Origin of the sequence: Janthinobacterium lividum, assembly GCF_034424625.1 — a bacterium.
GTDB classification, from domain to species: Bacteria; Pseudomonadota; Gammaproteobacteria; order Burkholderiales; family Burkholderiaceae_D; genus Janthinobacterium; species Janthinobacterium lividum.
The window spans coordinates 4,019,260-4,041,632 of the sequence record NZ_CP139976.1 but is presented as its reverse complement, the minus strand read 5'-3'; the positions used below and the strand labels follow the sequence as shown (position 1 = coordinate 4,041,632).

The 22,373-nt window shown below is 65.0% G+C and carries 17 protein-coding genes; 8 read left to right on the top strand and 9 right to left on the bottom strand.

Annotated elements, in window-relative coordinates; all coding sequences use genetic code 11:
* The first annotated feature begins 97 nt into the window (after positions 1 to 97).
* A complete protein-coding gene (locus tag U0004_RS18290) occupies positions 98 to 2,827 on the top strand; it encodes an ATP-binding protein (protein ID WP_167468672.1) in 2,730 nt (909 codons plus the stop codon).
* A 3-nt stretch (positions 2,828 to 2,830) separates the two neighbouring features.
* On the opposite strand, the gene U0004_RS18285 is transcribed toward U0004_RS18290, so the two are convergent.
* Together U0004_RS18285 and U0004_RS18280 are read right to left on the bottom strand one after the other, a co-directional pair.
* Complete coding sequence (locus tag U0004_RS18285) at positions 2,831 to 3,757, bottom strand: lipase secretion chaperone (protein ID WP_070254165.1); 927 nt, start codon at positions 3,755 to 3,757, stop codon at positions 2,831 to 2,833.
* Between the two features lie 10 nt (positions 3,758 to 3,767).
* Positions 3,768 to 4,682, bottom strand: coding sequence for a lipase family alpha/beta hydrolase (locus tag U0004_RS18280; protein ID WP_070254166.1), 915 nt, complete (start codon positions 4,680 to 4,682; stop codon positions 3,768 to 3,770).
* Positions 4,683 to 5,057: 375 nt separating this feature from the next.
* On the opposite strand from U0004_RS18280, the gene U0004_RS18275 reads away from it, so the two are divergent.
* Complete coding sequence (locus tag U0004_RS18275) at positions 5,058 to 5,717, top strand: TetR/AcrR family transcriptional regulator (protein WP_070254233.1); 660 nt, start codon at positions 5,058 to 5,060, stop codon at positions 5,715 to 5,717.
* 102 nt (positions 5,718 to 5,819) lie between these two features.
* On the opposite strand, the gene U0004_RS18270 is transcribed toward U0004_RS18275, so the two are convergent.
* Positions 5,820 to 8,147: a penicillin-binding protein 1A gene (locus U0004_RS18270; RefSeq protein WP_070254167.1), complete on the bottom strand. Its 2,328-nt coding sequence runs from the start codon at positions 8,145 to 8,147 to the stop codon at positions 5,820 to 5,822.
* Between the two features lie 211 nt (positions 8,148 to 8,358).
* Here U0004_RS18270 and U0004_RS18265 point away from each other — a divergent pair, with 211 nt between their 5' ends.
* Entirely contained in the window at positions 8,359 to 10,626 is a 2,268-nt protein-coding gene (locus U0004_RS18265; protein ID WP_070254168.1) for an OPT family oligopeptide transporter, read from the top strand.
* A 56-nt stretch (positions 10,627 to 10,682) separates the two neighbouring features.
* Here U0004_RS18265 and U0004_RS18260 read toward each other — a convergent pair whose 3' ends face one another.
* Both U0004_RS18260 and U0004_RS18255 read right to left on the bottom strand, forming a co-directional pair.
* Positions 10,683 to 11,612, bottom strand: coding sequence for an AAC(3) family N-acetyltransferase (locus U0004_RS18260; RefSeq protein WP_070254169.1), 930 nt, complete (start codon positions 11,610 to 11,612; stop codon positions 10,683 to 10,685).
* A complete protein-coding gene (locus U0004_RS18255) occupies positions 11,605 to 12,798 on the bottom strand; it encodes a prenyltransferase/squalene oxidase repeat-containing protein (protein ID WP_081345469.1) in 1,194 nt (397 codons plus the stop codon). The genes U0004_RS18260 and U0004_RS18255 overlap by 8 nt, the downstream gene beginning before the upstream one ends.
* 146 nt (positions 12,799 to 12,944) lie before the next feature.
* Here U0004_RS18255 and U0004_RS18250 point away from each other — a divergent pair, with 146 nt between their 5' ends.
* Positions 12,945 to 13,172: a hypothetical protein gene (locus U0004_RS18250; protein ID WP_034755374.1), complete on the top strand. Its 228-nt coding sequence runs from the start codon at positions 12,945 to 12,947 to the stop codon at positions 13,170 to 13,172.
* Positions 13,173 to 13,181: 9 nt separating this feature from the next.
* On the opposite strand, the gene U0004_RS18245 is transcribed toward U0004_RS18250, so the two are convergent.
* The 4 genes from U0004_RS18245 to U0004_RS18230 form a co-directional block, all read right to left on the bottom strand.
* Positions 13,182 to 13,562 carry a hypothetical protein gene (locus U0004_RS18245; protein WP_070254170.1) on the bottom strand — a complete coding sequence of 127 codons (381 nt, stop codon included), beginning with the start codon at positions 13,560 to 13,562 and terminating at the stop codon, positions 13,182 to 13,184.
* Between the two features lie 13 nt (positions 13,563 to 13,575).
* Entirely contained in the window at positions 13,576 to 15,279 is a 1,704-nt protein-coding gene (locus tag U0004_RS18240; protein WP_070254171.1) for a hypothetical protein, read from the bottom strand.
* A gap of 12 nt (positions 15,280 to 15,291) precedes the next feature.
* A complete protein-coding gene (locus U0004_RS18235; protein ID WP_070254172.1) occupies positions 15,292 to 15,984 on the bottom strand; it encodes a UPF0149 family protein in 693 nt (230 codons plus the stop codon).
* A 130-nt stretch (positions 15,985 to 16,114) separates the two neighbouring features.
* Positions 16,115 to 17,563, bottom strand: coding sequence for a peptide MFS transporter (locus tag U0004_RS18230; RefSeq protein ID WP_440589170.1), 1,449 nt, complete (start codon positions 17,561 to 17,563; stop codon positions 16,115 to 16,117).
* 368 nt (positions 17,564 to 17,931) lie between these two features.
* On the opposite strand from U0004_RS18230, the gene ppnN reads away from it, so the two are divergent.
* From ppnN to U0004_RS18210, 4 genes are all read left to right on the top strand, one after another.
* Positions 17,932 to 19,302, top strand: coding sequence for a nucleotide 5'-monophosphate nucleosidase PpnN (gene ppnN, locus U0004_RS18225; RefSeq protein WP_070254173.1), 1,371 nt, complete (start codon positions 17,932 to 17,934; stop codon positions 19,300 to 19,302).
* Positions 19,303 to 19,505: 203 nt separating this feature from the next.
* Positions 19,506 to 20,573, top strand: a complete 1,068-nt coding sequence (locus U0004_RS18220; RefSeq protein WP_070254174.1) for a LacI family DNA-binding transcriptional regulator — start codon at positions 19,506 to 19,508, stop codon at positions 20,571 to 20,573.
* Between the two features lie 210 nt (positions 20,574 to 20,783).
* Positions 20,784 to 21,590, top strand: a complete 807-nt coding sequence (locus tag U0004_RS18215; RefSeq protein ID WP_070254175.1) for a transporter substrate-binding domain-containing protein — start codon at positions 20,784 to 20,786, stop codon at positions 21,588 to 21,590.
* Between the two features lie 90 nt (positions 21,591 to 21,680).
* Entirely contained in the window at positions 21,681 to 22,373 is a 693-nt protein-coding gene (locus U0004_RS18210; RefSeq protein WP_070254176.1) for an amino acid ABC transporter permease, read from the top strand.

Below are 22,373 nucleotides of genomic sequence, written 5' to 3'. Positions count from 1 at the left end.
TATGGCCACTGCAAGCCGCGTGCTTTAACACCTTCTCCTCCACGCAAGAATGATAAACAGTCCTGTCCCGGCCTATGTCTTTGGCCCGTTTCGCCTTTTGCCGCTAGAACGCCTGCTGTTCGAGGGCGATCGCGCGCTGCGCCTGGGCAGCAGGGCCATGGACTTGCTGCTGGCCCTGCTGGAGCGCGCCGGCGACATCGTCGACAAGCATGAACTGGTGGCCATTGTCTGGCCCAATGCCGTGGTCGACGACGCGACCTTGCGCGTGCACCTGGCGGCGCTGCGCAAGGCGCTTGGCGATGGCCGCGATGGCCAGCGCTACATCACCACCATCCCCGGGCGCGGCTACGGCTTCCTGGCGCCGCTGGCGCACACGGGCGGGCCGGCGTCCGGTGCGGCGGGCGCCGAGCCGCGGCATAACCTGCCCGTCATGCTGACGCGCATGCTGGGCCGCGCCGAGGTGCTGCAAACGATGGCCAACCAGCTGCTGCAATTGCGCCTGCTGTGCATTGCCGGTCCGGGCGGCATCGGCAAGACCACCCTGGCAGTCGTCCTGGCCACGCGCGTGCTGCGCCGCTATGCCGACGGCGTATGTTTCGTCGACCTGTCGCCGCTGGACGAGGGCCGCCTGGTGCCGCTGGCGCTGGCCACGGCGCTCGGGGTGGCGGTGCCGGCCGGCGACGCCATGCCGGTCCTGCTGGCCTACCTGCGCCCGCGCCACATGCTGCTCGTGCTCGATAACTGCGAACACGTGATCGGCGCGGCCGCCACCCTGGCCGACGCCTTGCTCAAGGGCGCGCCGCTGCTGCACGTACTGGCCACCAGCCGCGAGCCGCTGCGCCTCACCAGCGAACAGCTGCAGCGCCTGCCCGCACTGGAATTGCCGCCGGCCGATGCCGTGCCCGATGCGGCGGCGGTCCGGCACTTCGCCGCGGTGCAGCTGTTTTGCGAACGCTGCGCGGCCGTCGACGATACTTTCGTGCTGGCCGACGCCGACGTGCCCGTGGTGGTGGATATCTGCCGGCGCCTCGATGGCATTCCGCTGGCGCTGGAGCTGGCGGCCGGGCGCATCGGCCATTTCGGCTTGCACGAATTGCGCCGCCAGCTCGACGACCGCTTTCGCCTGCTCACGCGCGGCGCGCGCAACATGCCCTTGCGCCACCAGACCTTGCGCGCCACCCTGGACTGGAGCTACGGCCTGCTCGACGCGCAAGAGCGCCAGGTGCTGCAGGCGCTGAGCGTGTTCAGGAGCCGCTTCCGGCTGGAGTCGGCCAGCGCCGTGGCGGGATGCGACGTGTTCGACACGCTGGCCGACCTGGCCGCCAAGTCCCTCGTCAGCATCGAGTTTTGCTGCCAGCATGTGTATTACCGGCTGCTCGACACCACGCGCGCCTATGCTGGCGCGCAGCTGTCGGCGGGCGGGGGCGAGGATGCCGTGCTGCTGCGCCATGCGCGCCATTGCCTGGGACTGGCCGGACGCATCGCCGCCGACTGGGCAAGCATGCCGCCGGCACGCTGGAGCGCGTGCTATGGCCGCCATGTCGATGACCTGCGCGCCGCCATCGACTGGGCTTTCGGCGAGGAGGGCGACGTGGCGCTGGGCGTGGCGCTGACCTTGGCCGCGCAAACCCTGTTCTATCAGCTGTCGCTGATGGATGAATACCGCGTACGCGTCGAGCGGGCGCTCGAGCGCATGGCCGCGCACGCGGTGGACGATCCCGACAGCGAGATGCAGCTGCATGCCTCGCAGGCGCACCTGCTACTGCATACGCAGGGCATCACCGGCACCATGCTGCGTTCGTTCCAGCGCGGCTATGCGCTGGCCATGCGCACGGACGATGGCAGCCGCCGCGCCGAAGCCATTTGCGGCATGTGGATCTGCAGCCTGAAGCTGGCCGATTTCCAGCGCGCCGACAACTACGTCACCGAACTGGCCGTCCTGTGCGCAACGCGCGACGACATGGCGATGCGCCTGGTGCTGGCGCGCATGCGCTCCGTGGGCGAATATGTGCAGGGACGCTACGCGCAGTCGGCGGCGCTGGCGCGCATGGTGCTGGCGCATCCCGAGGGCGCGGCGCAGCTCGGTTTCAACAATGCCTTGCTGGCCGATCACCAGGTTTGCCTGCGCGGCACGCTGGCGCGCTGCCTGTGGATGCAGGGCCGCCCCGACGACGCCCTGATCCTGGCGCGCGAGGCGGTGGCGGTGGGCTTCGAGCACAATGGCGTCACGCTGTGCGTGGCGCTGGCCATCAATGCCATTCCCGTCGCCCTGTGGTGCGGGCAGCGGGAACTGGCGCATGCGTGGATTTGCCTGCTGTGCGAACACGCGGCCCGCTATGGCTTGCTGTACTGGAGCGCCTGGGGCGCCGCCTACCAGCGCCTGCTCGACGGGGGCGAGGCGATGGCGCCATTTCCCTGGCCGTCGGTGCGCAGCTGGCCGATACAGGTCGATTTGATGGCCACCCTGCACGACGCGGCCGCCGATAGCCAGGCGCTGCGGCGCGCGCGCATGGGCCTGGCGCCGTGGAGCGCACCGGAGGTACTGCGCCGCGACGCCCACCACCGCTGGCGGGCGCTGGCGCAAGACGATGCGGCCGGCCTGGAAGCGGTGCGGGCGCAGCTGGAAGAAGCGCTGCTGCTGGCCAGGGGCCAGCAGGCGCCGGGCTGGGAACTGCGCTGCGCCACCAGCCTGGCGGCCGTGCTGCAGGCGCAAGGCCGTGGCGCCGCCGCGCATGCCGTGCTGGCTCCTGTCCATGCGGGCTACCGGCAGGGGCGCGAGAGCACGGACGTGATGGCGGCAGCAGCCTTGCTGGCGCAGCTGGCCTGATGGCTATTCGTAGGCGCCCAGCCGGCGCTGTTCCTCCGGCGAGAAACTGGCGTCGCGCAGCCGCTGCAGGGCTGCCGCATCCTGCGCGCCGCCGGGCAGGCCGGCCTGTTGTGCCTTGGCCGCCTGATACGCGATGATGCGCTGCTGCCACTGCGATTCCTCGCGGTCCAGTTCCGCCAGGCGCGCCGCCGCTGCCGGCGTGAACGTGCTGGCGCGCAGGCGGTAGACTTCATTGTCGCCGCCGCCCTGTGCCCGCAAGGTCTTGACGGAGGCGTCCAGCTGCGCCACCTGCAGCGGCGCGTCGCGCGCGGCGCGCTGGGCCGGCGACATTTTCTGGTCCAGCGCGGCCAGTTGCGCCTGGCGCTGTGCTTCGTCGAGCGAGGCGTCGCCGAGTATGGCCATGCGCGCCACGGCGTCGTCGTCATACGCGTCGCTGGCGCCGAACAGGCCGGCGCTTTCCTCGGCTGTAAAATAGTTGCCGCGCAAGGCGCGCATGGCTTGCAGGCGCGCGCGCGCCGCCAGGGCCGCATCGGCTTGCGCCGGCAAGGCCTGTTCCGCGCCGGCCAGCGCCTGCTTGTAGGCCAGGTACGCGCCCAGCAGGCGCTTGGCTTCGCGGGCGGGGACGGGCGCCAGGCGCCGGTCCAGTTCCGCCTCGATCTGGCTGCGGATGGCGGCCAGCGGCTTTTCGCCGAGGCCCGCCAAGTAGTAGTCGAACAGGTGGCCCAGTTCCGCATCGACCACCAGCTTGTCGCCGGCGGCCACCGCCACGTTGCCGTCGGGCCGCGTGCCTTCCATCGAGCGCACGAACGCGAACAGGTCCGGTTCCGCCTTTTCCGGCGGCGGGGCGGGCGGCTCCCCGGGGCGCAGCACCAGATACAGGGCCAGGGCCGCCAGGCTGCCGCCGATGATCCATTTCGCGTTCGTGCGCATCGTAGGCCCCTTACAGTCCCAGGCCTTGCAGGCGGTTGGCTTGCTGGCGGAAGACCGTGACGGGGTTCGTCTCGAACAGGTTGACGATGCCGACGAACTGGTTGACTTCATCGAGATGGTTCATGGCGTAGTCGTCGCGGATCACCTTGCCCAGGTGGCTGGAGCAGCTGCTGACCAGGCCATCGTTCTTGACGCCGCCGAAGGCCAGGCTGATGGCGGCCAGCAGCGGGTCGCCCACGTCGAGCACATTCGTGTACGGTTGCGCGCCGCTCCACGAAAAGTAGTGCACGCCTTGCACCTGGTAGGCGCCTTCGCCGCAGGCGGAGCTGGGCACGCCTTGCGGGTGGCGGCTGTTGAAAGCCAGCGAGCCGGCCGTCGACAGCGACGCCAGCGAGGCGCCCGCGTTTTGCGGCAAACCCTTGTTGCCCGACAAAATGCCGATCAGGGAGGCGAGCGCGTTGCCCAGCGCGCCGCTGGTGTTGGGAATGGCGCCGCTGAGGATATCGGCTACCTTGGAGCCCTTGTTGACGCCGGCCACGCTGGTGACGGACGCCACCAGATCGGGGCGCACGGAGGCGACATAGCGGGCCGTGGGGCCGCCGTGGCTATGGCCGATCAAATTAACCTTGGCCGCGCCGGTGGCGGCGAGGATTTGCCGCACCTGCGACAGCAGCTGTTCGCCGCGCACTTCCGTGCTGTTGGCGGCCGACACGGTGGTCACATACACTTGCGCGCCGCCGCTGCGCAGGGCGGCGGGGACGCCATAAAAATATTCGACGGGACCGAGCTTGTCGAAGCCGAACAGGCCGTGCACCAGCACGATCGGGTACTTCGTCTGCGTGTAGCCGGCGGCGCTGGCGCTGCCGGGCAGGATGGCGAGGGAAAGCAGAAGGGTGGATAGCAGTTGCCAAAAGCGAGTCTTCATTTTGTCTCCGTTATGTATTATTAATAGTGGAAATGAGTGGAAATGTCGATGCTGTAGCGATGAACCGCGCGCTCCTGTACATTCTCGATGCATTAAAAATAGCGAGCGCTCGGTTTTTTGAATGTAGCACTGCTGGATTTAAATTGCATTTGAATTGCATGATGCAGCGCAATAACTGTGGGAATTTGACGTTGCTTATATGCCCATTGCATAGTTGAAAAGTCAAATAGTTGTTTTCCTGAGCTATAATCGGCCCGGCATCAGCCGTCCCGCCGTCTTGCCATGCCGCGTCCAGGCATGGCATGGATATCGCTCCTACACCGTTACTTGGGAATGCACTTGTCGACCCATTTTAATTTTGAACAGTTTCAGCAGATGACGCCTTTGAATGGCGAAAACATCTGGGAATATATTCTTGACCGCCACGCGGAACGTATCGGCGTCAAGCGCCGCAAGCCGGCGCTGGAAAATCTTGAACGCATCTTCGTCGCCACCTTCCGCCTGGCCAATGACGTGGGTTTCCGCGCCATGAGCTTGCGTGACCTGTGCCGCGAGACGGGACTGTCGATGGGCGGCCTGTATGGCTACATCACCAGCAAGGACCAACTGGCTGAAATGATCGAGGACGTGGTGCGCCACGCCACGCAAGCCTTGCCCTTGTTGTTTGCCGACGTGAAGTCGCCGCTGGACCGCCTGGAGGCGATGATACGCTCGTCGATCTACCTGTCCGAAGTGCTGCAGCCGTGGTTTTATTTTGTCTTCATGGATTCGCGCGTGCTGCAGGTGGAGCAGCGCAGCATGGCGAAGAATTCGGAACTGTATGTGCAGACCCTGATCGCCGCCACCATCGGGGAAATCGAACCGAAGCCGCAGGGCGATCCCACCTTGCTGGCCGCGCACTGCCTGGCACTGTTCCAGGACTGGTACGTGAAACGCTGGAAATACCGCGCGGCGAAGGTCAATGTCGACGATTTCGCCGATAGCGTGGTCAGTACGGTGCGCGGGTATTTGAACATGACCGGTAGGTCGGATTAGCGGGGCCGCCGAGGCGCAGCGTAATCCGACACGCGCGGACGGCGGCTCATGTCGGGTTACGCCGTTCCGGCTAACCCGACCTACGCGAACTGCCCTTTACCATCAGTTCGTGGTTTCTGGCGGCACCGTCTCCGGCACTGCCGCCGGATCCGTTGGCGTCTCCACATCCATATCCAGCGTTTTCACGCCGTTCATGTCGATGAATTCGTCGTACAGCCATTCGCCATCGACCTGGCTCAGGCCCGCCGGCACGGCGCGCGTGATTTGCGGGCGCGTCGACAGGGCCGTGCGCATGTAGTCGATCCAGATCGGCATGGCCAGGGTCGAACCGAATTCGCGTCCGCCCAGGGACTTGGGCTCGTCATAGCCCATCCACGCCACGGCCACGATGCCGCCGCCATAGCCGGCGAACCAGCCGTCGACGGCGTCGCTGGTGGTGCCCGTCTTGCCGGCGATGTCGCTGCGTCCCAGTTTTTTCGTCGCCGCCGCGCCCGTGCCGGTGCGCGCCACTTCGCGCAGCATGCTGTCCATCACGAAGGCGTTGCGCGGGTCCAGCGCCAGGGTCTTGTCGTCGTTCGGCGCGGGCGGCTTGGTCTGCATCAGCACCGCGCCCTTGGCGTCGACGATGCGGTCGATCAAATACGGTTCCACCTGGTGGCCGCCATTGGCGAACAGGGCGTAGGCGCCCGCCATCTGCACGGGCGTGACGGAACCCGTGCCCAGCGCCATGGTCAGATTGCTGGGCTGGCGGGCCGGGTCGAAGCCGAATTTTTCCATGAAGTCGTGCGTGTACGACACGCCCAGCGCGCGCAGGATGCGTACCGAGGCCACGTTCTTCGACTGCGCCAGCGCGTAGCGCATGGTGATGGGACCGTCGAACTTGAAGTCGTCATTCTGCGGCGCCCAGACCTTGCCGCCCGCCTGCATTTCCAGCGGCGCGTCGTTGATCAGGGTGGCCGGCGAAAAGCCTTTTTCCAGCGCCGCCGAATACACAAACGGTTTCATGGCCGAACCGGGCTGGCGCCAAGCCTGCGTCACGTGGTTGAATTTTTGCAGGTTGTAGTCGAAGCCGCCCACCATGGCGTGGTAGGCGCCTGTCTCCGCGTCCAGCGAGACGAAGGCGGCGGCCACCAGCGGCACTTGCGTGATGGCCCAGTTGCCCTTGGCGTCCTGGGTGATGCGGATTACGGCGCCCGGGCGCAGTTTGATGCCGGCGCTCGCCTTGGCGGACAGCGCCGGGGCGGCAAAGCGCAAGCCGTCGCCCGTGATGGCCTTGGCGTCGCCATCGCCCGTGTCGGCGATCACTTTGCCGTTCACCACTTCCGTGACGACGGCGGCGATCAGGCCATCGCTGTCCGGGCGTTTTTGCAGCGCCGCGTCGATGGCGTCGTCGCGCTGCTCGGGGTCGGCCGGCATGTCGATGAAGGTTTCCGGGCCGCGGTAGCCGTGGCGCTGGTCGTAGGCGATGACGTTGCGGCGCGTCGAGGCGTAGGCCGCGTCCTGGTCGGCTTTCAATATCGTCGTGTAGACGCTGATGCCCTTGGTGTAGCTGTCTTCCTTGTATTGGGCATACACGGCCTGGCGCGCCAGTTCGGCCACGTATTCGGCGTGCGTGTCGAAACCCTGCTTGCCGCGGGTATTGATATGCAGCGGCTGGGCCAGCGCCTGCCGGTACTGGCCTTCGCTGATGTAATCGAGTTCGCGCATGCGTTTCAATACCAGCTGCTGGCGTGCGTGCGCCTTTTTCGGATTGCTGATCGGGTTGTGGCGCGAGGGGTTTTGCGGCAAGCCGGCCAGCATGGCCATTTCCGCGATCGACAGTTCGGACAGGGGCTTGCCGAAATACGTCTGCGCCGCGCTGCCGAAGCCGAACGAGCGCTGGCCCAGGTACATCTGGTTCATGTACAGCTCGAGAATCTGGTCTTTCGACAGGGCAGCCTCGATTTTCAGGGCCAGCATGATTTCATTGAGCTTGCGCGAGGCGACTTTTTCACGCGTCAGGAAGAAGTTGCGCGCCACCTGCATGGTGATGGTGGAGCCGCCGCCGTGGCCGAAGCCGTGGCGCAGGTTCGACAGCACGGCGCCGCCGGCGCGCACGAAGTCGATGCCGTGGTGTTCGTAGAAGCGGCCATCCTCGATGGCCAGCAGGGCCTTTTTCATCATTTCCGGCACTTGCGCGATCGGCACGAAGTCGCGGTGTTCCTCGCCGAATTCGCCGATCAGCACATTGTCGGCCGTGTACACGCGCAGCGGTATCTTCGGCTGGTAGTCCGTGATGACGTCCAGTTCGGGCAGGCGGGGGCGCACGTACAGGAACAGCCAGGCGGCCAGCAGCACGGCTGCGGCCAGCGCGGCGCAGCCGGCGATGATGAAGCCGCGCACGGTGGCGCGGCGGGAAGGCCAGGGGAATCCGGTTCGTTTGGCAGTCAAGGCAGTCTCACGTGAGCGTGCAAGGCACGGTGGCAGCGATTATAGACCAATGCGCCGGCGCTTCCCGTGCGGGCAGGGCGGCGGGCGGGCATCGGGGACCGGGAGCAAAAAACCTTTTCATCGAAACGCGGCTGTGCGATAGTCTCGGCTTCAAGAAAATAGCCCGGACGTCGATCCGGGCTGTTTATTTTTAAAAATTAAGGAAATATCCATGGCAAAAGATGCAACACCGAGCGTCGTGAAGCCCTACATCCCGGCCGATGCGAAGCTGCCCGAGATGACCTTCCGAGCGCTGTTCATGGGCGTCATCCTGGGGATGGTCTTTGGCGCCTCCTCGCTGTACCTGGTGCTGAAAGTGGGCCTGACCGTCAGCGCCTCGATTCCCGTCGCCGTGATCGCCATCACCCTGTTCGGCCTGGCCAAGAAGGTGGGCGGCAAGGATTCGTCGATCCTGGAAAACAGCATCACGCAAACGGCCGGTTCTGCCGGCGAATCGCTGGCCTTCGGCCTGGGCGTGACCATGCCCGCCATCCTGATCCTCGGCTTCGACCTGGAAATCTCGCGCGTCATGCTGGTCGGTATCCTCGGCGGCCTGCTGGGCATCCTGATGATGATCCCCATGCGCCGCACCATGATCGTCGACCAGCACAAGGAACTCAAATTCCCCGAAGGCACGGCGTGCGCCGAGGTGCTGAAGGCGGCCGCCACGGAAGAATCGCGCATCGCCGCCGGCGAAAGCATCGAGAAGGATTCGGCTGCTGCGCTGGACGCCAAGCGCCGCGCCAAGATCATCTTCGGCGGTTTTGCCGTCGGCTTGCTGTACAAGGTGTTCAATATCTCGTTCAAGGGCTGGCGGGATACGCCGGGCGTGGAATTTGCCGCGCCGCTGAAGGGCGGCTCCATCGGCGCCGAGATTTCCCCCGAATTGCTGGGCGTGGGCTACATCATCGGCCCGCGCATCGCCGCCACCATGGCGGCCGGCGGCGTGCTGTCGTACCTGCTCCTGATCCCGATGATCAAGTTCTTCGGCGACAGCCTGACCACCGTGCTCTCGCCAGGCACCAAGTTGATCAGCGAAATGGGCGCGGACGACGTGCGCAGCGCCTACGTGCTGTACATCGGCGCGGGCGCCGTGGCCGCCGGCGGCCTGATTTCGCTGGTGCGCGCCATGCCCATGATCTGGCGCAGCCTGTCGGCCGGCCTGAAGGGCATCGGCAAGGGCGTCAAGACCAATTCCACCTTGCGCACGGACCAGGATATCCCCCTGAAATGGGTCATCATCGGCTGCTTGTCCATCATCGCCGTGATCACTTTCGCCACGCCGCTGCACATGAATTTCCTCGGCGCGCTGCTGATCCTCGTCTTCGGCTTCCTGTTCGCCACCGTGTCGTCGCGCCTGACGGGCGAAATCGGCTCGTCGTCGAACCCGATCTCCGGCATGGCCGTGGCCACCTTGCTGTTCACCTGTCTGATCTTCCTGATCATGGGCTGGACGGGCGGGCGTTACTATGTGACGGCCCTGTCGGTGGGCGCCATCGTCTGTATCGCCGCCAGCAATGCGGGCACCACCTCGCAAGACTTGAAAACCGGCTACCTGGTGGGCGCCACGCCGCGCCTGCAGCAGTACGCGATTCTGGCGGGCGCGCTGTCGTCGGCCCTGATCCTGGGCCCGATTTTGCTGAAACTGAACGAAGCGAGCACCGTCTACGTGCCGGCGGCGCAAGTGGCGCCTGGCCTGACGGTCGATGCGTCGAAGCTGACGGTGACGGGCGAACTGCATGGCCCGCAAGCCGAGACGGACCACAACACGTATAAAGTCTGGCAAAAGACGGACACCGTGGGCGGCCCGGCCGGCAAGTATTTTGTCAAGGAAGACGGCCAGCTGGCGTACCTGGTCGATCCGGGCATCAATGGCCATTACAGCAAGCGCCCTGACGGTTCGGAAGTGAAGAAATATGATGCGCCTAAGGCCGTGCTGATGTCCTACATCATCAAGGGCATCCTCGACCAGCAACTGCCGTGGACCCTGGTGCTGTTCGGCGTGATGATCGCCGTGGTGCTGGAAATGGCCGGCATCCCGTCGCTGGCGTTTTCCGTCGGCGTGTACCTGCCGCTGTCGTCCACCCTGCCGATCTTCGTCGGCGGCCTGGTGCGCTGGCTGGCGGACCGCCGCAACAACAAGCTGGAACACAACGCGAAACTGAACGAGGAAGAGCGCCAGCTGGCGGGCGACCGCAGTTCGGGCGTGCTGCTCGCTTCCGGCTACATCGCTGGCGGTGCGCTGGCTGGCATCATCATCGCGATCACGGCCGGCGTGCTGACGCACTTCGACCAGATGATGGCCGACTGGGCCGAGCACGGCAACCCGTTCTACGCGGGCCTGCACTCGGACGCGCTGTCCCTGCTGCCGTATGCGGCCATCATCGTGCTGCTGTATATCGTGGCGCGCGAGAAGAAAGCGGGCAGTTCGCAGGCTTGATGTTGTAGCCAACCCAAGGAAAACCGCCCGGCGTCATGACGATCCGGGCGGTTTTTTTATGCGCGCCCGATGGGCCGCGCCGCCAGTTGCGCCGCGCTCGCGTAGATCGTCACGTGCTCAATGGCCAGCCGGTGCAGGTGCGCATAGAACGCCTGCGCCGGAATGCACCACGACGCCGCATCGCCCACTTGCCCGTTGACGCGCAGCCCGGCGGCATCAAATTCCCGGTGAAAGTAATCGCGCAGGTCGCCGCGGCCGGGCTGGTCGATGCGGCGCTGCGCGACTGCCGGCTCGAAAGGGCGCACGGGCACTTCCCAGCGACGGCCCGCGTGGTCCAGGCAAGCCAGCAGCTTTGTATCGTCTTCCCATACGGGCACGGGAAAGGTGTCGCCCATGGCGTCTTCCAGCGCGTGATAGAACGTCACCGGTCCCATGGAAATGCCGAGGCCCAGGACTTTTGCGTGGTCGCAGCCGATGAAACGCTGCCAGGGAGAACCCATGCCGAAGATCGAGGGCGCGCGGTGATGCGCCTCGGTGAGCTCGGAGGCATGGCGGCCCCACGCGGACACGGAGTGGGTCGGGTGGATGCTGCGATGGATTGCGCCACTGGCCAGGAAGGCTTCCGGCAGGCGCCCCATGTGCGTGCCATGGCGGCGCGGGTCGAACACATAGCCTGGCATGGCGCAGGTGGCGCGCAGCGTGCCGCCCGGCAGATAGTAGGTGGGCAGCAGCAGGGTGCCTTGCGGGCCGACGGCGTCCTGCAGGGCGCCTATCACGGCCAGCGCGCCGCCTTCCACGTAGCCGAGGCTTTTCAGCGATGAATGCACGAACAGCGTATCGCCTGGCGCCACGCCGAGCCGCGCCAGGCCGGCGGCCAACCCCGGGCGCGTCACGTGGGGCGCGCTGTGGCGCACATGCCGGGCGCTGGCGGCGCGGCGCCATGCTTCCAGCGCGGCGTGGATGGCGTTTCTTGCATGTTCAAGCATCGCCGATGTCCATTTCCAGCAGGTTGGCATCGATGCAGAATTTGGCGGCCCAGTTCAGGTAAGCCCAGGTACCGTAATCGCCATCGACGGGAAACGAGCCCTTGACGCCGCCGCGCGCGTGCGCGGGACCGTCGATGCTGACCGAGCGCCGCACGAAACTATTCAGGCGTCGCGCCGCATCGAGGTAGCGCCGTTCGCCCGTGATCTGGTACAGCAGGAACAGACAATGCGCGTTTTGCGCGGAACCCGTGAGGCAGGCGTAGCTAGCCCCTGGCTGGAAGTCGGGACCGAGGCGGCCGGCCAGGTGGCCGTCGGCCGCCACGGCCCTGGCGACGCTCGTTCCGGTGCGCGCGGCGGCGTCCAGCAGGTCGGCGCGCGCCGAAAAGCGGTGCGCTTCGAGCAGGCCGCGCAAGGCGTAGCCGATGGTATGGGTCAGGGGCAGCAGCGGGTTGTCCAGGCAATTCGAGGCGAACCAGCCGTTGGGACGCTGTTTGGTCAGCGCCCAGTCGACCTGGCGCAGGCCGGCCGCGCCATAGCCGTGGCCCGGTGCGACACGGTCCGCTTCGAACAGGCCCCACGCCACGTGCGTTTCATAGGCCTTGTCGCCGGCGCTGGCGAACGGGGTCGGATGCCTGCGCCAGCAGCCATCGGCATCCTGGCTGTCGCGCAGCCACCTTGCCGCGCGGTGCATGGCGTCCTGGTATGCCGCGCCGTACGCTTGCACGCCGGCGGCCAGGCCAAGCAGGATCTGGCCCGTGTTGAAGGTGACGGGCACGCGCGGCGTGGAATCGATCTTCCCGCCCTGGTAACCGCCTTCCGGGAACTGGATGGCCACGCACCAGTCGAGCATGCGCCGCGCGCGTCCGTGCAGCGCATCATCCCCACCCTCGTCGCCCGTGCGCTGCGCCAGGGCGATGAGGGTGGGGATGATGTAGCCGGTGGTTTCCGGGTAGGAGCTCGACCAGCCTGTCAGCAGGCTGTAGTCGCGCGCGACGCCGCCGTCGTTTGATCTGGAATTGTCCTGCGCTGCGCATAGCCAGGCCGTGCAGGCCTTGACGACGGCTTGCGGGCCGGGGTCGAAGGCAGGCAAGCCGCGCCAGTCCGACAGGCGCTCCATGCGCGCCGCTGCCGGCAGGCTCGCCTGCGGCGCCAGTGTATTCCGGATCTTCGTGAGCAAGGTGCGCATGGCAGCGATGGCGTGGTGGTTGGCTCCGGCTACTGTAGCGCCGGCAGCTGGTTTGCCGATTGACTTGCCGCAAGGTTTTGTCGTCGCATCGCTGCGGCCGGAATTGACGCATAATGGATGCCTCACCACCGTTGACGAGGCCCGCCATGAACAATGTCACGCTTGAGTACTCGGTCGTCACCAATCCCGACTCCTTTGTCGGCTTCAAGTACTACGTCAAGGCGGGACAGGCATTCGATGCCGACGATTTCGCCTATTCCTACAAGCTGAAACGCTCCGACCTGGACCCGGACAGCGTGCTGGCCACGCGCGAGGCGGCGGCGAATCTGCAGCCGGGCGAGTGGCTGACGGTGTCGCATTCGATTGCGGCGTAGCCGTCAGTCCTACGCTGGCGCAAACCAGGCCCGCAATTCATCTTCGGCGCGCTGCGCCGTCTCCCGCGTCAAGGTCAGCACGATGATCTTTTCCTGCGCCGGGCGGTGCCCATCGCTGCCGGCCAGCTCGATGGCTTGCTCGAAGCTCGTGTAGCCGTGGCCGCATTCATGCGGGCATTGCTGCACGATGCGCGCCGCCTTGCCGGCGTTCCTGTCCGCCAGGTTGACGATGGGATTGCCGTCATGGAACGGCTGGCCATTGGCAAACGCGGTGCGCAGATAAGCCGTGCACTGCCCGTCGAGGAAGGCCAGGCGTGCCTGCCACCAGGCCTCTGCCGCCGCATACGCGGCCTGGTCCTCGAGAAAATCGGCAAACAGGAAGTCGTTCATATGGTTTCCTCGGCTAGATGCCGAACACTTTCAATATGGCGTCCGTAAAACCCTCGAACCAGCTGCCCACCTTGCCCGGCTGCTTGCCGTGGCGCGGGGTTTCTTCGTACAGGTAGACGCCGTTGTCGCCGTCGAAGCGGTCGTTGAGCAACGCTTGCTGGCCGCGCAGGTAGGGGATGAAGGTTTCGCTGCGCAGGGTCGAATACAGCACGTCGGTGGTAAAACCCAGGGTGGCGGACTGGCTGATGGAGCGGCCCTGGCCGGCCCGTTCCAGGCGCACGCCGCGGCAGCCGCGCACGATCAGGGTGACGGGGCCGCGAAAGACGATGAAGCGCAGCTGCAGGGTGAGCCAGGCGTGCAGACTGCCCAGGCGCCAGTGGCTGCTGATCGCCAAAGGCTGGCCCGCATCGGTGATCAAACCGACCAGTCCCCGTGGCTGGAACACGAGAGCGCTGCCGGCAGGCAGGTGGACGACGGCCACTTCCAGCAGCGGGTCGTCGCTGGCGGAAATCGTCACGGATGCCGTCGTTTCGCTTTCCAGCCGCGTCAGCGCCACCATGCCGGCGGCCAGGCTGGTGAACGGGAAGCGCCAGTCCAGCAGCCACTGTGTGCGCTTGGTGCTGCTGACGGGCGACGATTGCAGGTATTCGGGATGGATCAGCATCTGCTGCCCAGGTTTTAGCTGTAATGCCTGCGACACGGCGGAGATGCGCGATTCGCCATGCGGCGGCAGGGGCAGGGAGCTGCCATTCAGCTGCAGTTCGCGCGCGATCGACAGCGGCGGCAAACGGGAAGCGACAGGCGCCAGCACGAAGTAAAAGAAAGCCTTGATGGCGACGGGCAGCAGGATGGCCGACAGCACCAGCAGGGCGGCCGTGGGCGCCACGTCCAAGACGGGGGCGCGCCAGCGGGCGATCCAGTTGCGCGCCAGTTGTCCTTCGCCCGCCGCGATGGCCTTTTGCACGGGCGCCAGCGCGCCGGCCAGCGCTGGCTCGTCGATGGCAAATGGGGCGGGGCGGGCGGCGGTCGTGGCGTTGCCGGTGCGCGCGCCCTGCGCTGCCCAGGCCTGGTAGGCTTGCAGATTGATCTCGCGCAGGCGCTGGCCTTGCGCTTCAAGCAGCGACAGCTGCGCGTAAGCGTCGCTGCCGGGCAGGCGGGCCGCCACGGGGTGCCGCGCTTCCAGTTCCCGGCGCTGGCGCAGGTTGTGCTGCAGCGCCGCATACGCGCTCACGTGTTCCGCGTGCAGACGCGCCAGCGTGTGCCGCGCATCTTCGCCGCTCAGGGCCGCTTGCAGGGCGGTCAGATAACGGGCTTCCTGTACCAGCACTTCGATTTCCACGCGGCGCGCGGCTTCCTCCTGCGCGTGCAGGGCCAGGGTGTTCGTATCGGGCAGGGGAAGGGTAAATAGCGATGGCTGCTGCCGCGCGCGCAAGGCCGCCAATTGCGCCTGGACTTGCGCCAGGCGGGCCGTGATGGCCGTGTGTGAGGTTTTTTGCAGGGCGTTGACGCGCGCCGTGGCCGCAGCGGCCAGGCCAGCGCCATGCTTGTCGGCGCCGTCGGCGGCCAGCCTGAGCGCGGCGATGGTCTCGCTGCTGGCGCTGTAGGCGCGCCATTCGGCCAGCAGCAAGCGTCCGGCCAGCAGGATGACGATGAACAGGGCGAACTGCAGCGCGTGGCGCAGCAGGAAGCGCAGGATGGCCGTCAGCAGCTGGCGCAAGCTGGCGTCGCCTTAGCCTTGGCTGGCCGCGCTATCGGCGTCGGCGCAGCATTTTTTGTATTTCTTGCCGCTGCCGCAGTGGCACGGGTCGTTGCGGCCCGTCTTCGGCACTTCGCGCAGCACGGTGGCGCCGGGCTGGCTTTGGGCCTGGCTTTTCAGGTGGCGCTGGCGCGCCCAGGCCGCGTTGATGGCGATCACGGAAGGAATCACGCCATCCATGGCCGTTTCGGCCGCATCGTCATCGAGTTCGCCGGCCGTGGCCAGGTGCTGGAACGGCGCCAGGTATTGCGGGTGGCTGACGGCCAGGGCCGCCCACTGGGGCTTGTCCAGGCTGCTGCCTAGGACAAAACCGGCGCACCAGGCGGGCACGCTCCATTCGGGGCCGCATACGTAGATGGGCTCGAAACTGTCCGGGTCTTTCGCCAGCCATTCGACCATGTAGGCATGGTGGCGCTGCGCCAGGCTGGCCGCCCGTTCGCTGGCTTCGTCCTGTGCCGGCAAGGCGCTGCCGGCAGCCTTGTCCCAGACCCAGGGCAGCCATTGTTCCGGCGTGATCTGTTTCGGGCTCAGGGCGACGGCCGTGAGAAAACCTTCCAGCATCGACACGTCCATGGCACGACCGGCCAGCGCAGGCGCGGCCAGCAGGGTGTCGAGTTCGGCGTATTCGTCGTCGGAGAGGGGCGAGGTGGTGGAGATGCTGGACATGGGATTTTTCAGTAATGTGGGTGGATGGCCGCTGGCCCTGGCGGTATTGTACCGCCAGGCAATGGGAAAAACGGCGCCGGAATGAAAAACGGCGGCCCGCAGGCCGCCGTTGTCAGCTATGGCAGAAAACTTACTTCACGCCGTGCATCAGTTTGTTGATCAGCGGTGCGATCAGGAACAGCACGACGCCGGCGCCCAGCAGGGACCAGAAGCCGAAGGTGTAGCCGGACAGTGCCGATTGCACCGACATGCCGCTTTCGCCGCTGACGTGGCTGGCGAAGATGCCCGACAGGTTGTTGCCGATACCGGTCGACAGGAACCAGCCGCCCATGCCCAGGCCGACCAGGCGCACTGGCGCCAGCTTGGTGACCATCGACAGGCCGATAGGCGACAGGCACAGCTCGCCGATCGATTGCAGCACGTACACGGTGGCCAGCGTCCAGAACGGGATCTTGTTATCGGCGCCAACCAGGCTCGACAGAGCGAAGATCAGCAAACCGAAGGCCAGGGCATTGCCCAGCAAGCCCAGGCCGAATTTGCGCGGGATCGAAGGATTGACGTTGTGGCGCGCCAGGAAGACCCAGACGGCGGCGATGATCGGCGCGAAGACGATGATGGCGACCGAGTTGACGGTCTGGAAGTAGGCGGTCGGGAAGATCCAGAAGCCCAGGTCGCGGTTGACGATCTTGTCAGCCAGGAAGGTAAACGAGCTGCCTGCCTGTTCGAAGAACATCCAGAACAGGATGTTGAAGACAAAGATCAGCAGCATGGCGATAACGCGGTCACGCGCAACTTTACCGTTGCGTATGCCTTCGATCATCAGCATCACGGCCAGGCCGATGAACAGCGCGGTCAGGACGATTTGCAGCTTTTCAGCGCCGACGGTCAGCAGGAAGTACACGAGCGGGATCACGCACAGGGAGCCGACGGCCACCCAGATGACGCGCATCGGGTTGCCTGCGCCGGCTTCCGGAGCGCCGATGCCCTTCAGGGCGCGGCGGCCGATGGCGAACCATACCAGGCTGATCAGCATGCCGAAACCGGACGCCATGAAGACCATCTTGTACGAAGGCATGGCGCTGGTGCCGAAGATCGACTCGGCCAGCCACTGGGTGAAGACAGGGGCAACCATGGCGCCCATGTTGATACCCATGTAGAAGATCGTGAAGCCACTGTCGCGGCGCGGATCGGCTGTCGTGTACAGCTTGCCGACCATGGTCGAGATGTTTGGCTTGAACATGCCGTTACCGACGATCATGGTGGCCAGGCCCAGGTTGAAGATGTCCTGGTTCGGTACCGAGATGCAGAACAGGCCGGCAGCCATGAAGACGGCGCCCAGCAGGATGGAGCGCTGGTAACCGATGACCCGGTCGGCGATGTAGCCGCCGAACAGGGCGCCGGCGTACACCAGCGCGAGGAAGGAACCATAGGTAAGGTTGGCCGCAGCCTGTCCCGAACCGTCGCCGCCGTGGAACTGGGCAACGATGTACAGTACCAGCGCCCAGCGAACTCCGTAGAACGCGAAGCGTTCCCAGAATTCAGTCATGAACAACATCCACAATGGGCTTGGATGGCCCATAATCTGCTTGAACTCGGGAATAACGGCTTCCTTGTTGGGCGTAGTCGCACCGCTCATGCGGTTCCTCCTGAAAAATTATTATAGTCAATCGATACAACGAACTTATGGAAGCCTGCGGGCGGCGGGGACTCTCATGAAGAACCTCACGCACGGGAATTCCAATAGGCTGGCATTCTAATCTACAAATTGCGCTGAGCGAAGATTTCGATTCGCATTAGCAAGAATGACTGTTTCATATTAGTCAAACCGGTTTGCAGGCAAGGGCGGCCCGGGCGATTTTGCGGCGGCACAGCACAACTTGCCTGACTTGTCGTATATTAAGGCTGCAAGACCTTCGAGCATCGATTTTTAAAGGGATTTTTCGCATTATGGAACACGACGTTATCGATACTCTGGTTTCACCGGAAGGCCGCCTGGACGTGCTCTCCAAGACTGAAGTCAACAAACTGCTCGACACCAGCCAGGGCGGCCTGTACAACACTTTCCGCCGCTGCGCGCTGGCAGTGCTCAATTGCGGCAGCACCATCGACGATGGCCGCGCCCTGCTGGAGCGCTACCAGTCGTTTGAAATCTCCATCATCCAGCGCGAGCGCGGCATCAAGCTCGACATCAAGGGCGCGCCGGCCATCGCCTTTGTCGACGGCAAGATGATCAAGGGCATCCACGAGCACCTGTTTGCCGTGCTGCGCGACATCATCTTCGTCAGCGATGAAGTGACGGGCAACCCGAAATTCGACTTGCAGAGCACAGAAGGCGTGACGGACGCCGTCTTCCACATCCTGCGCAATGCCAACGTGCTGCAAACCCAGCTCAACCCAAACCTGGTCGTGTGCTGGGGCGGCCACTCGATCAACCGCGCCGAATACAATTATTCGAAGGAAGTGGGCTACCAGCTGGGCTTGCGCGGCCTCGATATCTGCACCGGTTGCGGCCCCGGCGCCATGAAGGGCCCCATGAAGGGCGCCACCATCGGCCACGCCAAGCAGCGCCTGCACAATGGCCGTTACCTTGGCATCACCGAGCCGGGCATCATCGCGGCCGAATCGCCGAACCCCATCGTCAATGACCTCGTCATCATGCCGGACATCGAGAAGCGCCTGGAAGCGTTCGTGCGCGCGGGCCACGGCATCGTCGTGTTCCCCGGCGGCGCCGGCACGGCCGAAGAGATTTTGTATATCCTCGGCATCCTGCTGCACCCGGACAATGCCGAGATTCCTTTCCCGCTGATCTTCACGGGCCCGGAAACCTCGCGCGAGTACTTCGTGCAGATCAACCAGTTCATCAGCGACACCCTGGGCCCGGAAGCGCAGCAGCGCTACAAGATCATCATCGACGACCCGGAACTGGTGGCGCGCGAAATGCTCGAAGGCATACGCCAGGTGCGCGAATTCCGCAAGGCGCACAGCGACGCGTATTACTTCAATTGGCTGCTGAAGATCGACCACGAATTCCAGAAGCCGTTCCAGCCCACGCATGAAAACATGCGCAACCTGAGCCTGCACAAGAACCAGCCCACGCACTTGCTGGCGGCCCAGCTGCGACGCGCGTTCTCGGGCGTGGTGGCGGGCAACGTCAAGGATGACGGCATCCGCTCGATCGAAAAGCACGGCAATTTCGAGATCCACGGCGACAAATCCATCGCCGGCCCGATGGACGCGCTGCTCGCTTCCTTCGTGGCGCAGCACCGCATGAAACTGGCGGGCACGGCATACGTGCCTTGCTATACCGTGGTCCAGTAAGTCGTTTTTCAAGCAGCGCCGCCCGCCCCCTGCGTGTGCAAGGGGAGGGCGGGGCCTTTCATCCGCGTTCCCAGCCATGCCCCCATCGTGTTCCTTCGCCGCCACAGGCAATCAAATCGCTTGCGTCATCGATTCGTGGGTGCTATCTTTGGAACCGGTTCCAAAATAAAAATATGCATATCAACAGGCAGTGGAGAGCAACCTTGGATTCAGTACGCGGCAGCAAAAAAACAGTCTCCGGCGAGCCGGCCCGGCCCGTGACCATCGCCCAGGTGGCGCGCGAGGCGGGCGTGTCGAAGACGAGCGTGTCGCGCTTTCTCGGCGGCGAACTCGATGCCCTGTCCGAGAACATCCGCCAGCAGATCACCAGCACCATCGCGCGCCTCGGCTACCAGCCGAACCAGATGGCGCGCGGCCTCAAGCGCGGACGCACGCGCCTGATCGGCATGGTCGTGGCGGACATGCTCAATCCCTACACGGTGGCCGTGCTGCAAGGCGTGGAGGCGGCTTGCCAGCAGCATGGCTATACCTTGATTCTGTGTAATACCGGCAATGACGAACTGCGCGAGCGCCAGTCGCTTGCCGCGCTGCGCTCGTACAGCGTGGAAGGGCTGATCGTCAACACGCAGGGGCGCAATATCGAGTCGTCCGACTTGCAGCAGGCGGGCATGCCCATCGTGCTGGTTGACCGCCGCATCGAGGGCGTCGATTTCGACCTGGTGGGCCTGGACAATGTGCAGGCGGGCCGGCTGGCCACGGCGCATCTGATCGGGCAGGGTTTCGACGCCATCGCCTTTGTCGCGCCGCCCTTGACGGGCGTCAGTTCGCGCCTGATGCGCGCCGACGGTTTCCAGTCCGTGATGGCCGAGCATCCGGGCTGCGTGGGCGAAGTGCTGGCGGTGGACCTGGACGACCGGCCTTCCATCGACGCGCAGGTGCGGCAATGCCTGGCGCGGTGGCGCGGCCGCCGCGTGGCGCTCCTGGCATCGAACGGCATGGTCGCGCTGGAACTGGCGTTGATGCTGCAACGCCTTGCATTGCGCATGCCGCAAGACGTGGGTTTGCTGGGCTTTGACGAATTGCCATGGTCGCCGCTGGCTGGCCTGAGCACGATCGAACAGCAGACCTATGAAATCGGCTTTTCGGCGATGACGTGCATGCTGTCGCGCCTGCAGGGCGATCGGTGCCCGCCGCGCGAGGTGCTGTTGCCAGGCAAGTTGATTGTGCGCAATTCTACCCAGGGTAGCGAAGTGCGTAAGGACGGCGATTGACGGGAAGAGGGCGCTTGCCCTTTTTTTTGAGTAAGCAATGGAACCGGTTTCATAAAAGATGTTCTCACTGGAAAGGGGCATGAATCGGCAAGGCAGGGCAATGGCAGGAGGTTGGTACAACACGGCAAGAGACGATCTGAATCGTCCATTTGACAATATTCCCGGAAGCGCCTCGACGAGGCCGGTACCGGGATCACAGGAGACGGAAACATGAAGATGACCACACTGTTCTATTCGAAAATACTGGCTTGCGCACTGGCAGCCACGTGCGCCCTGGGCGCGGCCGCCGACGCCGGCGCCCAGACGCTTGGCGACCTGATCAAAAAAGGCAAGCTGACCATCGGCGTGGTCAGCGGCACGCCGCCGTTTGGCAGCATCGACGCCAAGGGCGTGCCCGTCGGCTATGACGTCGACGTCGCCAACCTGATCGGCAAATACCTGAACCTGCCCGTGGAAGTGGTGCCCCTGACGGCGCCGTCGCGCGTGCCGTCGCTGGAATCTGGCAAGGTCGATTTTCTCGTGGCGACCCTGGCGCCCACGCCGGAGCGGGCCAAGACACTGATGTTTACCATGCCCTACAGCGCGTTTGAGTTGGCGATCGTCGCGCCGGTCGGCGGTAAACTCAAGGCCCTGGCTGACCTGAAAGGCAAGAAGGTGGGCGTGACGCGCGGCACCACGAATGACACGGCGCTGAGCCGCATGGCGCCGCCCGGCACCAGCATCGTGCGTTTCGAGGATGATGCCACCGTTACCCAGGCCTTGCTCAGCAAGCAGGTCGATGCCGTCTCGATCCCCAGCACGATGGCGCTCGACATCATCAAGACGCGCGGCGCGGGCAAGATCGAGGTCCGCTTCGCCTACTCGCTGCAGCCGAACTCGATGGCGGTGCGCCGCGGCGACTTCGAGCTGCACCAGTGGCTCAACAACTTCATCTACTACGTCAAGCTGAACGGCGAACTCGACGCCATCGCGCGCAAGTGGAGCGGCGCGCCGCTGCCAGCGTTGCCGACCTTCTGATACCGCCAGCCGCATAGGAAAGTGCCCGTCCGCACGGCGCGCCGCCATGGTGGCGTCGCCGGGGATGCGCACGTAGAAAAGGAGTTGAGTATGCCGTATGAATTTCATTTCGAACTCGTCATGCAATCGCTGGATCGCCTGTTGTGGGGTGCGGCGCTGACGATACGCCTGAGCGCCTTGGCTATGGTGCTGGGGCTGGCGGTGGGCGTCTGCGCCGCCGTCATCCTGAAGAATGGTCCCACCTATGCCCGCGCGGCCGTACGCGCCTATGTCGAGATCATCCGCAGCACGCCGTTCCTGGTGCAGCTGTTTATCATTTACTTCGGCTTGCCGTCGCTGGGCCTGCAGCTCGACGCGAACGGCGCCGCGCTGGTCGCCATGACGGTCAACCTGGGCGCGTATGCGGCGGAAATCGTGCGCGCCGGTATCGGCGCCGTGCATCCGTCGCAGCTGGAGGCGGCGCAGGCGCTGGGCATGACGCGCTGGCAGGTGATGCGCCACGTAGTGCTGCTGCCAGCGCTGGAAAAAGTGTATCCGGCGCTGGCTAGCCAGTTCACGCTGATGATGCTTGCCTCGAGCGTCGTGTCGGCCATTTCCGCCGAAGAGCTGACCGCCGCGGCCCACCTGCTCGACGCGGAAACCTTCCGCAGCTTCGAGATCTACATCGTCGTGATGGTGCTGTACATCCTGCTGGCCCTGCTGTTCCGCTTCGGTTTCTGGGTGCTGGGCCAGATCGTCTTCAAACGCCGCCGTCGTCTGGGCGCGGTGCGCATGGGAGCATGA

Excerpts from the sequence above, each read along its gene's own strand:
- U0004_RS18250 (WP_034755374.1), top strand. The coding sequence starts at position 12,945 with ATGAACAATGTCACGCTTGAGTACTCGGTCGTCACCAATCCCGACTCC.
- U0004_RS18280 (WP_070254166.1), bottom strand. The coding sequence starts at position 4,682 with ATGAAGACTCGCTTTTGGCAACTGCTATCCACCCTTCTGCTTTCCCTC.
- U0004_RS18210 (WP_070254176.1), top strand. The coding sequence starts at position 21,681 with ATGCCGTATGAATTTCATTTCGAACTCGTCATGCAATCGCTGGATCGC.
- U0004_RS18285 (WP_070254165.1), bottom strand. The coding sequence starts at position 3,757 with ATGCGCACGAACGCGAAATGGATCATCGGCGGCAGCCTGGCGGCCCTG.
- U0004_RS18265 (WP_070254168.1), top strand. The coding sequence starts at position 8,359 with ATGGCAAAAGATGCAACACCGAGCGTCGTGAAGCCCTACATCCCGGCC.
- U0004_RS18255 (WP_081345469.1), bottom strand. The coding sequence starts at position 12,798 with ATGCGCACCTTGCTCACGAAGATCCGGAATACACTGGCGCCGCAGGCG.
- U0004_RS18275 (WP_070254233.1), top strand. The coding sequence starts at position 5,058 with ATGACGCCTTTGAATGGCGAAAACATCTGGGAATATATTCTTGACCGC.
- U0004_RS18215 (WP_070254175.1), top strand. The coding sequence starts at position 20,784 with ATGAAGATGACCACACTGTTCTATTCGAAAATACTGGCTTGCGCACTG.
- ppnN (WP_070254173.1), top strand. The coding sequence starts at position 17,932 with ATGGAACACGACGTTATCGATACTCTGGTTTCACCGGAAGGCCGCCTG.
- U0004_RS18235 (WP_070254172.1), bottom strand. The coding sequence starts at position 15,984 with ATGTCCAGCATCTCCACCACCTCGCCCCTCTCCGACGACGAATACGCC.
- U0004_RS18260 (WP_070254169.1), bottom strand. The coding sequence starts at position 11,612 with ATGCTTGAACATGCAAGAAACGCCATCCACGCCGCGCTGGAAGCATGG.
- U0004_RS18230 (WP_440589170.1), bottom strand. The coding sequence starts at position 17,563 with ATGGGCCATCCAAGCCCATTGTGGATGTTGTTCATGACTGAATTCTGG.
- U0004_RS18245 (WP_070254170.1), bottom strand. The coding sequence starts at position 13,562 with ATGAACGACTTCCTGTTTGCCGATTTTCTCGAGGACCAGGCCGCGTAT.